Consider the following 14952-nt stretch of genomic DNA (forward strand, 5'->3'; position numbering starts at 1 on the left):
GGGCTGCGACGACGGACCGCCGCTCGCGCTGTACGGACCCTGTCCAGAGTCTCGGCCGGGCGCCGGAGCCGGGGGGCCGACAAGCACGGAGTCACCCGTCGCACACAGTGGTGATCGTGTGCGGGCGCCACTCGTGTAGGCGAGTCCGCGGCCGTTCAACTGCGGCGGGTGAAGCCCTGCGAGACAAGCGGCGATCGCGGCCCGTACCGCTCTGGACCTGGATGAACTCGTCGAGCACCGGCCGTTGCTGAGGGACGGGCAGGCGCTCAGGTCCCGGGTGGAACTGTTGGCCCGCCTGTCGCGAGGAGAGCATCGGGCCGCCCACGACGGGCCGGTGCGACCGCATCGTGGGGCCGCGCTCCGCGGGCGGCCGAGGAGTCGCTGACGGCCCTGGGTTCCGTCTCCCCGATCACGATCAGGGAGCCAGGTCCTGCATCCTGACCAACAGCTGGGAGCGGAGGGTGTCGTACGCCCACCGCTCCCACTTGTCGGCCGGCCACGCGCGGTCGCGGGTCAGGACCAGGAAGAGCTCCGGACTGAGCAATGCGTAGATGATGTCCGCCGCCTCTCCTGCGGAGAGGGCGGGGCGGGCGCCGGGTTTCTCTGCCAGAGCCTTCGCGGCTGTCGAGATGACCGTGTATCGCGGGTCGGTCTCGCCCGGCCACAGCTCCCTGATCTCCGGGTTGGTCGCTGTCGCGGCGCGGACCATCTCGTCGATGGCCGCGACACGTTCGAGTGTCCTGCGGGTGCCAGCGACCAGCGCGGCCAGGGCGGACTCGGCGGTAGGCGCGGTCGTGACCTTCGCGAACCATGGCCGGTCCATCGTGGGCACGGGGTCGTCGTCTCCCGCGATCGTGACATCGACCAGCTCCTTGAGCAGTGAGGGCTTGTTCCTGAAGACGAAGTAGATCGTCTGCACCGCCACGCCCGCCCGGTCGGCGATCTCCTGCAGCTTGGTCGCCCCGTAGCCCTGCTCAACGAAGAGGCCAGCGGCCGCGTCGATGATCCGCCGCCGTGTCTCCAGGGCCTTGTCGCCCCGCTTTCCCTTGACCTCAGTCATGACTGGAGCCTATATCTAGAGGTGAACTCTAGAAGTGAACTCTAGTCACTGGAGGGGTGAATCATGCACGCCATCGCCAACCGTGAGCAGGCAGAGGCATGGAACGACTGGGAGGGCATCCACTGGGCTGAACACTCCGAGCGCTACGACGCGATGATGGGCGCGTTCAACGCGCCTCTGTTCGCCGCCGCGGGAATCGCGGCCGGCGACCGGGTCCTCGACATCGGCTGCGGCACCGGCCAGACGACGCGCACCGCCGCGCGGCAGGCGTACGACGGAGACGTCGTCGGAATCGACCTGTCCGCGCCCATGCTGGAACGCGCCCGCCGTGACGCCGCCGCGGAAGGCATCGGCAACGTCACCTTCGAACAGGGCGACGCCCAAGTGCATCCGCTGCCCGGCCAGGGCTTCGACGTCCTCCTCAGCCGCGGCGGTGTCATGTTCTTCGCCGACCACATCGCGGCCTTCACCCATCTCAGGCACTCGCTCGCACCAGCGGGCCGACTCGTGTTCCTCGGCCCGCAGCCCGCGGGCCCGGACAGCGCCTACGCCCGTGCAACCGCCGCGCTCTCCCCGTTCCTGCGCGAGCCATCCCCCGCCGCAAGGGGCATGGGGTCACTCCTCGACCCCGCGCGCATCCGCCAGGTGCTCACCAGCGCCGGGTTCACCGACATCGACGTAGCCCCCACCGAGGCTCCCATGGCCTTGGGCGCCGACGCGGGCGACGCCACCGACTTCATCCTCGCCATGGGCCCGGTGCGCCACAACCTGCGCGATGTAGACCCGGAGACCACCGCCCGTATCCACTCCGAAGTGCGCGACGCACTCACGGAGTTCGAGACCACCGACGGTGTCCACGTCCCCGGGCACGTCTGGATCGTCACCGCATCGCCGAAGCGCACTTTCTCGATCACATGACACTTCACTCCAGACGTGATCAGCAGAGGGGACCTGACAGACGATGAGTGGGGTCTGCTGCAACCGCTGCTGCCGGTGAGCAACAACCGGTGCGGCCGGTGGCGGGATCACCGTCGCGACTGCCGCCTGAGAGGGGATGGAGTGCAGCACGCGGTGCATGGCATCGCCCACCTGCACGACCTCGCCCTCACCCTCACCCTCACCGGATAGCCCCACCACGCAGCGGGTCGCGAGGGGCGTCGGCCGTACGCGAATGGTGTCGCATGGTGACGGTCAGTAAAGTCGGCATTCCCAGGGCTCGATTTTCGGCTCCCCAGGAGGCAGCTTCCCGGTGCAGTAGCTGTAGAGATAGGTTGCAGCCCGGCGCTCCGCGTACTTCTCATTGACCGGTTCGCCCTGCGCGTCCAGTTCGAGGACGTTGGCGAAGATCGCGACGCAGATCTCCATCTGGGAGGGCGACTCGCGCAGCTCTTCCCAGTAGTCGATCCCGTCCAGCATGGGATGGCCCACCGACCCTCGCGCAAGCCATCCGGCGAAGCGTCGCAGGGCTCCCGAAGCGCCATGGCTGAGATGCAAAGACATGCCAGGGAATCTAGTCCCCGTCTTCCCGGATTGATCACTGGCCCCCGCCCCAGGAGGGCGCCGAGGTCCCTCGGGGTGGCGTGGATGGTTGCGGGACAGCCTTTACGTGGTTGCGTCCGGTGCCCGCCTGGCGAGCGTGATCGACGTTTCCGTGAGCCGCGGCACGGTGCTGCGGCTGGACGAAGCGTTACCGGACCCCGAAGTTCCGTCTACACGGGTGGGCGGCGTCGATGAGTACGCCCGCAAGGGGCGTCATTACGGACTGTCCTGGTCGACGTCGGGGGGCGGGCTCAAGCGCCAGATGTACGGCCGGGCCGGCTCCCCTCTCCTGCGCAAGCGCGTCCCGCTCTACTCGTGAAGCACGGGTCAGACCGCGTCATCAAGGAGGCCAAAGCCCTCCGGAAGCCCTTCCAGGAACTCCCGCCGCGCGGGGTCGGACTCTGCTTCGGCCATCGTCCCGAGCAGACCGGTCAGTTCGCTCCGCTGGTCGCCCGACAGCTTGCTGATCAGGTGGGCGACACCCTCCAGGACCTTGACGGCGTCGTCCGGATCCATCTGCTCGTCCTCACTGCCCTCGATGAACCACAGGACATCGACCAGGGCTGCGGCCAACGCGTGGGTCAGAGACGAGTACACGGGCATGAAGGCGGTCTCCCTGTAGGTCACGGCAGCAGAGTCCGGCCATCCCACCACATACTTCTGACATCACACTCAGTCAGTCCTCCACGGAACGTGAGCCGGAACCCGAACTCGTGGACAGAACCGGCCGGTGGTGCGAAGAGACGGTTCAGCGCCCTGTTCAGCCCTCCGCCAGGAGGGCTGGGAGTGCGCGCATGTCGTCGAAGACGACCGTGTCAGGTCCTTCAAGCCACTGCCCGGGAGTCAGACCCCCGGAGTAGCCGAAGGCACGCATGCCCGCCGCGCGGGCCGCCCGCACGCCGTACTGACTGTCCTCCACCACCACGCACCGGTCAGGGGCGACGCCCATGCGCTGTGCGGCGTGGAGGAACAGATCCGGGGCCGGCTTGCCCCGTTCGACCTCGGTGGCACTGAATATGCGGCCCTCGAAGTGCGAGAAGAGTCCGGTGATTCCCAGGGTGAGTCTCATCTTGCTGTGACTCCCGCTGGAGGCGACGCACGTGGGCAGACGGGCAAGGGCGTCCAGTGCGTCGGCGATGCCGTCGACGGGCTTCAGATCCGTCAGGAGAGCCTCGCGGTACAGGTTCTCCGTCTCCTCCTCCCAGGTGGGTGGAAGGCCGCGCCCGAGACGGGCCTCGATGTCCTGCTTCATCGAGGCTGTCGTTCGGCCTACGAACCGGTCCACGATCTCGGATTCGGTGAGCTCCCATCCGAGCTGGGCCAGAACCATCGCGTCGACGCGTACGGCTATGCGCTCACTGTCGACAAGGACGCCGTCGCAGTCGAAGATCACGAGTTCAATCGGTTTGATCACGAGCGCACCATACGGGCAGCGCCGGACGATGTCGCCGCCTCCCGCCCGGAGGCGGGCAGGGGGCGGGATTCCAGCCCGGTTCGCGACCAGCAGGTCTGCCCGATTTCGGTGGCGTGCAGGGCGAGGGGGTGGAGCTGGACGCCGCAGGTGATCTGGATGGTGGGCGCGTCGATGACGTTGCCCATGCGCAGGGTGGGTTCGCCGAGGACTTGTCCGTGCTCCTACGACTGCTTCGCCGAGGACTTGTCCGTCCTCCTACGACTGCTTCGCGCACACCTCGTCGGCGATTCCGGCGACGTCCAGGCGGCACAGAAGCTCGGCGGCGACAGCCAGCGTGTCCTGATGCCTCTGCGCCACGGACGTCACGCCGCTTCAAGGCGCCGACGCCCAGGCCGTGACCGTGGAGGCCGGGAAGCCACCGGCACACCCCGCCCAACGCCACGCCCCGGTCCGGGGACACCCCCGGACCGGTCACACCGTACGCATCAACGACCCGTGGAGTACGGGGCTAGGGTCTTTCGTTTGGATCAGGCTGGATCAGGGAGCGGGGGCTGGTGCGTGCAGCTGCAAGGCGGAGGAAGGAGCCGACGTGGAGCGTCGGTGACTGACGACAACGCGGCAGATGTGCGTGCCGGCCCCCGCGAGCCCGGCATGATCCAAACGAGAGGCCCTAGGCCGTGACCGTCGCGGCGGTCAGCGCGGCCATGTCCACGACCTGGTCGGAGGCCTCCGCCACGGCCGGGTCGTGGGTGGCCACGACCGTGACGCAGTCGTCCTGGTGGGTGCGTTCGGCCAGCAGCTCGGCCAGTTCGCCTGCCTGGGAGCGGTCGACGGCGGCCGTCGGTTCGTCGATCAGCAGCAGCTTCGGGGACAGGAAGAGCGCGCGGGCCAGGGCGACGCGCTGGCGTTCGCCGCCGGAGAGCTGTTCGGGGCGGTGGCGCAGCCGGTGGCCGAGACCGACCCGGGTGAGGGCTTCCTCGGCTCGGGTGCGGTGGGTGCGGGGACGGCCGCCGGTGATGAACACGGCGGCGAGCAGCTGGTCGGTGGCGGTCAGGCCCGAGAGCAGGTTGCCGCTCTGGAACATGTAGCCGATCCGTTCCCGGCGCGCTTCGGCCCGGCGGGCGTCGGAGAGCGCGGCGAGGTCCTCGCCGTCCAGCAGGACCTGCCCGGCGGTGGGGCGCAGCAGCGCGCCCGCGACGGCGAGCAGGGTGGACTTGCCGGAGCCCGAAGGCCCGACGAGCGCGGTCATCCTGCCCGCCCCGAAGGTGACGTCGAGATGCTCGAAGACGGTGGTACGGGCGTCGGCGCGGCCGAAGGCGACGGTGACGCCGGTCAGTTCGAGGCTCATCGGTTGGCTCCCAGCATGGTCAGCGGGTCGGCTTGGGTGACCCGGCGCAGGGTCAGGGCGGTGCCCGCGAGGCCGACGGCCGCGACGGTGCACATGGTGGCGGCGAGGGTTCCGGCAGGCAGGCTGAAGGGCACCTGTTCGCCGACCAGCAGTCCGACCGCTCCGGCGAGCGCGGCGCCCGCGACGGTGCCGAGGACGACGACCAGGGCCGCCTGGAGCACGGTGTGGGCGAGCAGCCGGCGCCGGGAGGCGCCCATGGCGCGCAGCAGGGCGAGTTCGGGCTGCCGCTGCACGGTCCACACCGCGAAGAAGGCGCCGACGACGAGCGGGGCGATCAGGTAGAGGAAGACCTGGATCGAGGTCATCGTGACGCGCTCGCCGGTGTAGCCGGGGGCCGCCTCGTACGCCTTCTCCTTGGTGAGGGTGGTGGTGGAGTGCCGCTTGTCGAGGGTGGTGACCGAGGTGCCGGTGGGTTCGGTGCGCAGGGCCAGGGCGCTGAACTGGTCGGGGATCGCGGCGGACGCGGCGGCGGGAGCGCCGGGGGTGCTGAAGCGGATGCGCTGCCAGGTCTTCAGCGGGACGTAGGCGACGGGCACGTGGCCGTAGCTGGAGCGTTCGGTGAGCCCGGTGACGCGCAGCTTGATGCCGAGGCGGTCGATGACCAGGGTGTCGCCGACGCGTACGCCCTCGTCGGCGAGCTTGGCGGACATCACGATGCTGTTCTGCGGGGCGTTCGCGAGGCCCTTCCCCTCGGTGACGGAGGGAGCGAGGAAGGAGCCGGGCTCGACGCCGAACGCGGCGAGGTCGACCTCGGCGCCCCGGTCCGTGGTCCCCCGGGTGATGGAGACGCCCAGCGGGGTGGTGTCGGTGCCCGCGTCCGCGCGCCAGGCGGCCGCGGTCTTCTCGTCGAGGAGGCTCCGGGCGAACTGGTCGGAGCGGGCGTCCGAGGAGAACACCAGCTGCGCGGCCGGGAGGCGGCGCAGCGCGGAGATGGTGTCGTCGCCCAGACCGGTGGTGAAGCCGGAGACGATCCCGACGAGTGCGGCGACGAGCACCACGACGGATCCCATGAGCAGAAAGCGCCCCCGGGCGGCGCGCAGCTCCAGCAGTGCGAGGAACACGGCGGTTCCCTTCGATGGATCGATGTTAGGGACAGTGCGTCGCTAAGATAGACGATGGGGACGGACCGTCCCTAAGTGGGGGCCGATAAGCGCCGGGGCTCCTAGACTGTGGCGGTGCCCAGGATCAGAGCCGCGACGGTCGCCGAGCACCATGCCCAGCAGCGGCTGGCCCTGGTGCGGGCCGCGCGTGAGCTGCTGGAGGGCGGGGACGCGTCAGCGGTGACGTTCACCGCGGTCGCACGGGCCACCGGCCTCGCCCGCAACAGCGTGTACAAGTACTTCCCCGGCCGTCCCGAGCTGCTCGCCGCCGTCGTCGAGGACGCGATGCCGCGCTGGACGGACGCCATCCGGGACGGCATGACGGCGGCCCGTACGCCCGAGGAGAAGATCGCCGCCTATGTGTCGTGCCAGCTGGACCTGGTGCGCCGCGGCGAGCACCGGATCGCCCAGGCGCTGGCCGGGGTCCGGGACACGACGGTGGTACGGGAGAGCGCGGCGCACGCCCACCGGGAACTGCTGACCCCGCTGATCGAGGCGCTGACCGGTCTCGGCGAGGAGGACCCGCGGCGCGCCGCGCTGCTGCTCCAGGGGATCGTCAACGCGGCCACCACGGCGATCGAGGGCGGCGACGACCCCACCGCGGTGACGGACCGGGCGGCCCGGATGGCCGTCACCGCGATCACCGGGGCGGCCCCGGCCTCCGGCGGCACTTCCTAGAGGCCGACCGGGCGGGCGCGGCGGGGAGCCCGGCGCGAGGCGGACGCAGGTCCCGGGCGATCACCTGGCTGTCACGCCCCGTGGTTTCCCGGGCTCCACCGCGCAACGGAGTGGCCGCGTTCCCGGCCCCGACAAGCCGCACGGGTTTCGGGGCTTCCTCGGACCGCAGGGGCGCGCGTCCGGCCTCCGGCGCGGACCTGGGGCAGGCGCCGACCGTGCTGACCTGGGGAACCACGGTCGTCATGGTGGCGTCGGCCTGCTTCGACGTACCAGCCCGGCGGCACCGGCCAGCCCGGCCGAACCAGCCGAACTGGCCCCGGCCCCGTCCGGGACCGTCTCGCGGCGGCACCGGCGGCACCGTCGGCATGAAAGCCGGGATCAGGCGGCGATCCGCTCGAAGACCGCGGCCAGGCCCTGGCCGCCGCCGATGCACATGGTCTCCAGGCCGTACCGGGCCTCGCGGCGGTGCAGTTCACGGGTGAGCGTGGCGAGGATGCGGGCGCCGGTCGCGCCGACCGGGTGGCCGAGGGAGACTCCGGAGCCGTTGACGTTGATCCGCTGCTCGTGGTCCTTCTCGCCGAGGCCCAGCTCCCGGGTGCAGGCCAGGACCTGGGCGGCGAACGCCTCGTTCAGCTCGATCAGGTCGAGATCGGCGAGGGTGAGCCCGGCCCGCTCCAGGGCGGTGCGGGTCGCCGGTACGGGGCCGAGGCCCATCGTCGCGGCGGGCACCCCGGCGCGGGCGAAGGAGACCAGCCGGACCAGCGGGGTGAGACCGAGCCGTTCGGCGGTGGCCGCGCTGGTCACCAGGCAGGCGGCGGCCGCGTCGTTCTGCCCGCTGGCGTTGCCCGCGGTGACGGTCGCCTCCGGGTCGGACTTCGCCATGACCGGGCGGAGCGCGGCGAGCTGCTCCGCGGTGGTGTCGGGGCGGGGGTGCTCGTCGGCGGTGACGACCGTCTCGCCCTTGCGGGTCCGTACGGTGACCGGGACGGTCTCCGCGTCGTACCGGCCCTCGGCGGCGGCCCCGGCCGCCCTCTGCTGGGAGCGCAGGGCGAGGGCGTCCTGGTCGGCGCGGCTGATGGCGTAGGCCCGCCGCAGGTTCTCGGCGGTCTCGATCATGCCGCCAGGTACGGGGTGGTGGATGCCGCCCGCGGTGACCCGGCCCCTGGCCAGCGCGTCGTGGAGCTGGAGACCTGGCCCCTTGATGCCCCAGCGGCCGTCGTGGGTGTAGTACGGGGCGGCGCTCATCACATCGACACCGCCCGCGATGACGACCTCGCTGAATCCGGACCGGATCTGCATCGCCGCGTCCAGTACGGCCTGGAGGCCGGAGCCGCAGCGGCGGTCGACCTGGGAGCCGGTGACGCTCTGGGGCAGTCCGGCGTCCAGCGCGGCGACCCGGCCGATGGCGGGGGCCTCGGCCGACGGGTAGGAGTGCCCGAGGATCACCTCGTCGACGGCGTCGGGGGCGATCCCGGTGCGGGCCACGACCTCGGCGACGACACGTGCGGCGAGGACCGCCGGGGTCTGGGTGGCGAACACTCCCCCGAACCGGCCGATGGGGGTGCGCAGGGGTTCGCAGATGACGACGTCGGACTGCTGGTCGGGCACGGTGGGACCTTTCCGGGACGGACGGGACGCGGAGAGCGGGCAGGACGGGACGGACGGGACGGATGCCGTCGGCCCTGGCGCCCGGCGGCATGGCGGGCCCATGTCCTCGTGCGGCGGCCGAACTCCTTCCGCCGCCCGAAGACATGGGCCCGCTTCGCGTCTATCTTCGCTGAGACCGATCACATGTGACAGCCCGAGAGGACCGCAACCGCCATGCGTATCAGGATCGTCGGCGCCGGGGCCATGGGCCGCGGCATCGCCCAGTGGGCGGCGACCGCCGGACACACCGTCGAGCTGTGCGACGTGCGCGCGGAGGCCGTGACGGCCGCCGCGGACTTCGTACGGTCCATGCTCGAACGGGCCGTGGAGAAGGGACGGATGTCGGGTCCGGACCGGGACGCCGCCCTGGACCGGCTGGTTCCGCTCGACGATCCGTGGGCCGGGGGCCCGGAGGTCGAGCTGGTCATCGAAGCCGTGCGGGAGGATCTCGACACCAAGGCGGAGGTCTTCGGCAGGCTGGAGCGGGCACTGCCGAAGTCCGCGGTCTTCGCGACCAACACCTCCTCCCTGTCGGTCACCCGGATCGCCTCGGCACTCAAGGACCCCACGCGCCTGGCCGGGCTGCACTTCTTCAACCCGGTGCCGCTGATGCGGATCGTCGAGATCGTGCCCGGCGCGGCCACCCGCCCCGGGATCCCGGCCGCCCTCACGGCGTTCGTCGAGGGCTGCGGCCACCGCGCGGTCACCGTCGCCGACACCCCCGGCTTCCTGGTCAACCACGCCGGGCGCGGGCTGGTGACCGAGGCACTGGCGCTGCTGGAGGAGACGGTCGGCGACCCGGCGGACATCGACCGGATCGCCCGTGACGTGCTGGGGCTGCGGATGGGCCCCTTCGAGCTGATGGACCTCACGGGGCTGGACGTGACGGCCGCGGTGATCGACTCGATCTGGCAGGGCTTCCGTTACGCGGACCGGCTCCGCCCCTCCTACCTCACCCCGAACCGGGTGACGGCCGGTCTGCACGGCCGCAAGACCGGGCACGGCTGGTACGCGTACGGCCCCCAGGCCCCCGCCCCCGCGCCGGAGCAGCCCGTCACCGGCGACCCGGACCGCCCGGTGTTCGTGCACGCCGCCGAGGGACGGGGCCGGGACGCGGCGGAGCTGCGCTCGGCGCTGACCGGGGCGGGCGCCGCCGTGGAGTCCGGTGACGGGCCGTCGGGCGGCGCGGTGGTGCTGGTTCCGGTCTGGGGGACCTCGGCGGCCTCGGCGGTGGCCGGGGGCGGGCTGCCCGCGGGGCGCACCTTCGGGGTGGACCCGCTGCCCCCGGCCGGGCGCCGCCGGGTGCTGGCGGTGACCCCGGCGGCGGACCCGGCCGCCGCACGCGACGCCCGCGCGGTGCTGGCCCGTGCCGCGGCGGGCGAGGAGCCGTGGGCGGTCTCGGTGGTGCGGGACACGGCGGGCTCGGTCGCGCAGCGGCTGCTCGCCTCGATCGTGTCGGTGGCGGCGGGGATCGCGGAGCGCTCCGTGGCCGCACCGGGCGACATCGACCTGGCGGTCACCGCAGGGCTGGGCTACCCGTTCGGCCCGCTGGCCTGGGGGGACCGGATCGGCGCGGGACGGATGCTGGAGCTGCACCGGGCGCTGCACCGGGCGACGGGCGATCCGCGCTACCGTCCGAGCCGCTGGGTCACCGAACGCGCCCAGCTCGGCCTCGCCCTGACGGACGCGGGCACGTCCCCCGCGGACTGCTGACCCGGGCGGACCACAGAATCCGGCGGACGTCCGTTTCGTACAAGACCCGGTGCCGGGCCGGGCCTACGGTCGGAGGCATGACTCCACGTATGGACGCGATCGGCATCGTCACCGCGGATCTTGCCGCATCGCTCGCCTTCTACCGCCGGCTCGGCCTCGACATCCCCGCCGGAGCGGAATCCGCACCCCATGTCGAAGTGACCCTCCCGGGCGGGCAGCGGCTGCTCTGGGACACCGAGGACGTGCTCCGCTCGTTCGATCCCGGGTGGACCCCGCCGACCGGCGGCGACCGTCTCTCGCTGGCCTTCCTGTGCGACAGCCCGGCGGAGGTGGACGCGGTGTACGACGAGCTGACGGGTGCGGGGTACCGGGGGCATCTGAAGCCGTGGGACGCGGTGTGGGGGCAGCGGTACGCGACGGTCCTCGACCCGGACGGCTGCGCGGTGTCGCTGTTCGCCGCCAACGGCTGAGCCCGCGGCAGCCGGGCGCCTCGCGTCCGGGGCCTCAGCGGCCGAGGTGGGCGGTCAGGGTGGTCCCGGCCAGGGACCGCATCTCCCGGGCGAGGTGCGCCTGGTCGGTGCACCCGGCCCGGACCGCCGCCTCGGCGTACGGCGTCCCCGAGCGGGCCAGGGCCAGCGCCCGCTGGAGCCGCAGCACCCGGGCCAGGGTCTTGGGCCCGTAACCGAATGCGGCGAGCGAGCGGCGGTGCAGCTGGCGGGCGCCGATCCCGGCTTGCCGCGCGGTCTCCGCCACGGGCCGCCCGGCGCCGAGCCGCTCCGCGACCAACCGCGTCAGCGGGTCCGGGGGCCCGGTGCGGGCCGCCCGGCTCAGCGCGAGGGCCTCCAGCGCGGCGGCCGGGTCGGGAGCCCCGGCGACCCGCTCGGTGAGGACCCGTACCCGGCCCGCGGGCCACAGGTCCGCCAGTTCGACCCGCCGGTCGCGCAGTTCGTGCGCCGGTACGCCGAGGAGGGCGGGGGCGGTCCCGGGCGCGAACCGGAGACCGGCACACCGCCCGGTGGCCGGGGCGGACGGGGTCATGGCACGGGTGTCGGGGCCCGCGACGAGCAGCCGTCCGCCGATCCAGAGCAGGTCCATGCAGCCGTCGGGGAGCACCGGACCGGCCGGGCCCCCGGACAGGTCCAGCGTCCACGCGGTCGCGCCGTCGAACCGCGACGCCCGCTCCCGGTACCGTTCGACGCCCGCGGCCGCGCCGGGGGCGTCAGCCGCCGAAGGCACCGCCGCGCCCGTCCGGCTCCGGCCCGCCATGCCCGCCATGCCCGCCATGCCCGTCCGGCTCCCCGTCCTTGTCCTTGTCCTTGTCCGGGTCCTTGTCCGGGTCCTTGTCCCGGCTCGGCTGGAGCCGGGACTTCACATCGTCCGGCGGGAGGAACCTCGACCAGCGCTCGGGGAACTCGGACGGCATGTAGGGGAGGTCGGCCATGCCGTCGTCCTCGTCCTCGTCGTCATCGCCCTCGTCGTCGTCCCAGTCGTCCTCCGGCCGGTTGCTCCCCTGGCGCTCCGCCCGCGTCCGGGCGACGAACTCCGCCGCCTCGGCGGCCCGTAGCCGGTCGTTCGCCGCACGGGCCGCGGCCGTCGCCAGCGAGGGCCACACCCGGTCGATGGCCGCATTGACCGCCGCGCCGACCAGCACCGCGAAGGCGGAGATGCCGATCCAGAGCAGCACGGCGATCGGGGCCGCCAGCGAGCCGTAGATCGTCGGCCCCTCGACCGTGCTGGTGAGGTAGATCCGCAGCAGGAAACTGCCCAGCGCCCACATCGCGAGCGCCACCAGCGCCCCGGGCACGTCCTCGATCCACGGCGATCTGACCGGTACGGACACGTGGTACAGCGTGGTCAGGAACACGATCGACAGCAGTATCACCAGCGGCCAGTACAGGACGCTCATCAGCTCGGTGCCCCAGGGGACGAACTCGATGACCCGGTCCGGGCCGACGACGAGCAGCGGCAGCACGACGGAGCCGAGCAGCAGCGCGACGACGTACAGCAGGAAGGAGAGCAGCCGGGTCTTCACGATGCCGCGCTGGCCGTCGAGTCCGTACATCACGGTGATCGTGTCGATGAAGACGTTGACCGCGCGGGAGCCCGACCACAGCGCGATGGCGAAGCCGATGGAGATGACGTCGGGGCGGGCGCCGGTGGAGACGTCCGCCAGGAGCGGCTTGGCGAAGTCGTTGACGCCGCGTTCGCTGAGCACGGTCCGCGCCGCGTCGAGGATGTTGCGCTCGATGGAGGCGACGGTGGTGGTGCTGGTCCACTCGTCGACGTATCCGAGCAGGCCGATCAGTGCGAGGAGCAGGGGAGGCAGGGACAGCAGGGTGAAGAACGCCGCCTCGGCGGCGAGTCCGAGAATCCGGTACTCCATGCACGAATTGACGGTGTCCTTGAGCAACTGCCAGGCCATCTGCCGCTTGGAGACGTTGCGGTAGAGCACTCGGGCCCGGTGGAGACGGCCCGGTGGCCGCTCGGGTGTTTCATTTGCTGCCTGCACGTCTCTTACCGTATCGGCATGGCAGCCACCACCCACACCGTGTCCAATCAGCCGCCCCCGCTGACCGGCTACGACGTCTACGGCTCCGACCGGGCACTTTCCGAGGCGGTGCAACGTCACATCGCGCCCGAAGCGCTGGCCGAGGCCGACCGTGAGCTCGGTGAGCTGGGCCGGGCGGCGGGCTCCGCCCAGGCACAGGAGTGGGGGGCGCAGGCGAACACGTACGCGCCGGTGCTGCACACCCATGACCGGTACGGGCACCGCGTCGACGAGGTCGAGTTCCACCCGGCCTGGCACCGGCTCCTGGGCCACGCGGTCACCGCGGGGCTGACCGGCGCCTGGTCCCGGCCCAGCGGCCATGTGCGGCGTGCGGCCGGCTTCCTGGTGTGGACGCAGGCCGAGGCGGGGCACGGCTGTCCGCTGTCGATGACGCACGCGGCGGTGCCCGCGCTGCGCGCCGATCCTTCGCTGGCCGCCGTCTGGGAGCCGCTGCTCACCTCGACGGTGTACGAGCGGGAGCTGCGGCCCGTCGCCTCGAAGGCCGGAGCGCTGCTCGGGATGGGGATGACGGAGAAGCAGGGTGGCACGGACGTGCGGGCGAACACGACGCGCGCCGAGCCGCTGGCGGCCGAGGGCGAGTATCTGCTGACCGGTCACAAGTGGTTCTGCTCGGCGCCGATGTCCGACGGATTCCTGGTGCTGGCTCAGGCACCCGGCGGCCTGACCTGCTTCCTGCTGCCCCGGACGCTGCCCGACGGCACCCGCAACACCTTCGCGATCCAGCGGCTCAAGGACAAGCTGGGCAACCGGTCGAACGCCTCGGCCGAGGTCGAGTTCGACGGCACCTGGGCGCGCCGGGTCGGCGAGGAGGGGCGCGGGGTGCACACCATCATCGGGATGGTGGCGGCGACCCGGCTGGACTGTGTGGTGGGGTCGGCGGCGCTGATGCGGCAGGCGGTGGCGCAGGCGGTCCACCACTGCGCGTACCGGGAGGTGTCCGGCGGGCCGCTGGCCGGGAAGCCGCTGATGCGCAACGTGCTGGCCGATCTGGCGCTGGAGTCGGAGGCCTCGACGGTGCTGGCGATGCGGCTGGCGGCGGCGTACGACGCGGACACCGGGGCCGAGCGGGCCTTCCTGCGGATCGCGGTGCCCGCGGCGAAGTACTGGGTGACCAAGCGGTGCGCGCCGCTGGTCGCCGAGGCGCTGGAGTGTCTGGGCGGCAACGGTTACGTCGAGGAGTCGGGGATGCCGCGGCTGCTGCGCGAGGCGCCGCTCAACTCGATCTGGGAGGGCTCGGGGAACGTACAGGCGCTGGACGCGCTGCGGGCGCTGCGCCGCGAGCCGATGGCGCTGGACGCGTACCTCCGGGAGGTCGGGCGGGCGCGCGGGGCCGATCACCGGCTGGACGCGGCGATCAGGGGGGTGCTGACGGAGCTGGCGGATCTGGACGGGATCGAGGCGCGGGCCCGTCGGCTGACCGAGCGGATGGCGCTGGTGCTCCAGGGGTCGCTGCTGGTGCGGTGGGCGCCGCCGGAGGTGGCCGACGCGTTCTGCGCGTCGCGGCTGGGCGGCGACGGGGGCGCGGCCTTCGGGACGCTGCCGCACACCCTGGACCTGGCCTCGCTCGTGGAGCGGGCCCGGCCGTAGGACGTTTCGGTACGGGCGGACAGCGCCGGAGGGTGGTGCTGCGCCGACACGGCACCACCCTCCTTGCTGCGCACACCGGGCGGTGGGGCAGGGCCCGTCGCGCGGTGTTCCACCACTCTCGTACGCAACCGCCCCCTCGCGCCAGAGTTGCAAAGGGTTGCACCCAATGTGCGGAGTGTGCGGTGCCCGGCCCCGCGCGGCGGCAGGATGGGGCCCTGAGCGCCGAGCGGGCCCTGG

General features: G+C 72.3%; 15 protein-coding genes and 1 pseudogene. 6 read left to right on the forward strand and 10 right to left on the reverse strand.

The window, feature by feature from the left end:
- Positions 1 to 415: 415 nt before the first annotated feature.
- Entirely contained in the window at positions 416 to 1060 is a 645-nt protein-coding gene (locus ACFVWY_RS31745; protein WP_389878362.1) for a TetR/AcrR family transcriptional regulator, read from the reverse strand.
- Between the two features lie 63 nt (positions 1061 to 1123).
- Here ACFVWY_RS31745 and ACFVWY_RS31750 point away from each other — a divergent pair, with 63 nt between their 5' ends.
- The gene (locus ACFVWY_RS31750) at positions 1124 to 1978 is read left to right on the forward strand and encodes a class I SAM-dependent methyltransferase (RefSeq protein ID WP_389878363.1); all 855 of its coding nucleotides are present in this window, start codon (positions 1124 to 1126) and stop codon (positions 1976 to 1978) included.
- Positions 1979 to 2251: 273 nt separating this feature from the next.
- Here the strand turns inward: ACFVWY_RS31750 and ACFVWY_RS31755 are convergent, their stop codons facing one another.
- Entirely contained in the window at positions 2252 to 2488 is a 237-nt protein-coding gene (locus ACFVWY_RS31755; protein ID WP_389878364.1) for a hypothetical protein, read from the reverse strand.
- 208 nt (positions 2489 to 2696) lie between these two features.
- Here ACFVWY_RS31755 and ACFVWY_RS31760 point away from each other — a divergent pair, with 208 nt between their 5' ends.
- The gene (locus ACFVWY_RS31760; RefSeq protein WP_389878365.1) at positions 2697 to 2918 is read left to right on the forward strand and encodes a hypothetical protein; all 222 of its coding nucleotides are present in this window, start codon (positions 2697 to 2699) and stop codon (positions 2916 to 2918) included.
- A gap of 8 nt (positions 2919 to 2926) precedes the next feature.
- Here ACFVWY_RS31760 and ACFVWY_RS31765 read toward each other — a convergent pair whose 3' ends face one another.
- The 5 genes from ACFVWY_RS31765 to ACFVWY_RS31785 form a co-directional block, all read right to left on the reverse strand.
- On the reverse strand, positions 2927 to 3226 hold the full coding sequence (locus tag ACFVWY_RS31765; protein ID WP_389878366.1) for a hypothetical protein: 300 nt from the start codon (positions 3224 to 3226) through the stop codon (positions 2927 to 2929).
- A gap of 133 nt (positions 3227 to 3359) precedes the next feature.
- Positions 3360 to 4013: an HAD family hydrolase gene (locus tag ACFVWY_RS31770; protein ID WP_389878367.1), complete on the reverse strand. Its 654-nt coding sequence runs from the start codon at positions 4011 to 4013 to the stop codon at positions 3360 to 3362.
- The gene (locus tag ACFVWY_RS31775; RefSeq protein WP_389878368.1) at positions 4010 to 4198 is read right to left on the reverse strand and encodes a hypothetical protein; all 189 of its coding nucleotides are present in this window, start codon (positions 4196 to 4198) and stop codon (positions 4010 to 4012) included. The genes ACFVWY_RS31770 and ACFVWY_RS31775 overlap by 4 nt, the downstream gene beginning before the upstream one ends.
- Positions 4199 to 4683: 485 nt before the next feature.
- Positions 4684 to 5361, reverse strand: coding sequence for an ABC transporter ATP-binding protein (locus tag ACFVWY_RS31780; RefSeq protein WP_389878369.1), 678 nt, complete (start codon positions 5359 to 5361; stop codon positions 4684 to 4686).
- Positions 5358 to 6482 (reverse strand): ABC transporter permease, encoded by a 1125-nt coding sequence (locus ACFVWY_RS31785; protein ID WP_389878370.1) that lies wholly within the window; start codon positions 6480 to 6482, stop codon positions 5358 to 5360. Before ACFVWY_RS31785 ends, ACFVWY_RS31780 begins: the two co-directional genes overlap by 4 nt.
- Positions 6483 to 6596: 114 nt before the next feature.
- Here ACFVWY_RS31785 and ACFVWY_RS31790 point away from each other — a divergent pair, with 114 nt between their 5' ends.
- Positions 6597 to 7199, forward strand: a complete 603-nt coding sequence (locus ACFVWY_RS31790; RefSeq protein ID WP_389878371.1) for a TetR/AcrR family transcriptional regulator — start codon at positions 6597 to 6599, stop codon at positions 7197 to 7199.
- Between the two features lie 378 nt (positions 7200 to 7577).
- On the opposite strand, the gene ACFVWY_RS31795 is transcribed toward ACFVWY_RS31790, so the two are convergent.
- Positions 7578 to 8807 (reverse strand): acetyl-CoA C-acetyltransferase, encoded by a 1230-nt coding sequence (locus tag ACFVWY_RS31795; RefSeq protein WP_389878372.1) that lies wholly within the window; start codon positions 8805 to 8807, stop codon positions 7578 to 7580.
- Positions 8808 to 9020: 213 nt separating this feature from the next.
- On the opposite strand from ACFVWY_RS31795, the gene ACFVWY_RS31800 reads away from it, so the two are divergent.
- Positions 9021 to 10559, forward strand: a complete 1539-nt coding sequence (locus ACFVWY_RS31800) for a 3-hydroxyacyl-CoA dehydrogenase (protein ID WP_389878373.1) — start codon at positions 9021 to 9023, stop codon at positions 10557 to 10559.
- Positions 10560 to 10636: 77 nt separating this feature from the next.
- Entirely contained in the window at positions 10637 to 11029 is a 393-nt protein-coding gene (locus ACFVWY_RS31805; RefSeq protein WP_389878374.1) for a VOC family protein, read from the forward strand.
- Here the strand turns inward: ACFVWY_RS31805 and ACFVWY_RS31810 are convergent.
- Both ACFVWY_RS31810 and ACFVWY_RS31815 read right to left on the reverse strand, forming a co-directional pair.
- Positions 10972 to 11843, reverse strand: a pseudogene (locus ACFVWY_RS31810) (DUF6597 domain-containing transcriptional factor); the annotation flags it as partial. The gene ACFVWY_RS31805 and the pseudogene ACFVWY_RS31810 sit on opposite strands and share 58 nt — an antisense overlap.
- On the reverse strand, positions 11779 to 13011 hold the full coding sequence (locus ACFVWY_RS31815) for a YihY/virulence factor BrkB family protein (protein WP_389878425.1): 1233 nt from the start codon (positions 13009 to 13011) through the stop codon (positions 11779 to 11781). The pseudogene ACFVWY_RS31810 and the gene ACFVWY_RS31815, both read right to left, overlap by 65 nt.
- Positions 13012 to 13086: 75 nt before the next feature.
- Here ACFVWY_RS31815 and ACFVWY_RS31820 point away from each other — a divergent pair, with 75 nt between their 5' ends.
- Entirely contained in the window at positions 13087 to 14715 is a 1629-nt protein-coding gene (locus tag ACFVWY_RS31820; RefSeq protein WP_389878375.1) for an acyl-CoA dehydrogenase family protein, read from the forward strand.
- Positions 14716 to 14952: the final 237 nt, after the last annotated feature.

Source organism: Streptomyces sp. NPDC058195 (assembly GCF_042883525.1).
Lineage (GTDB): Bacteria > Actinomycetota > Actinomycetes > Streptomycetales > Streptomycetaceae > Streptomyces.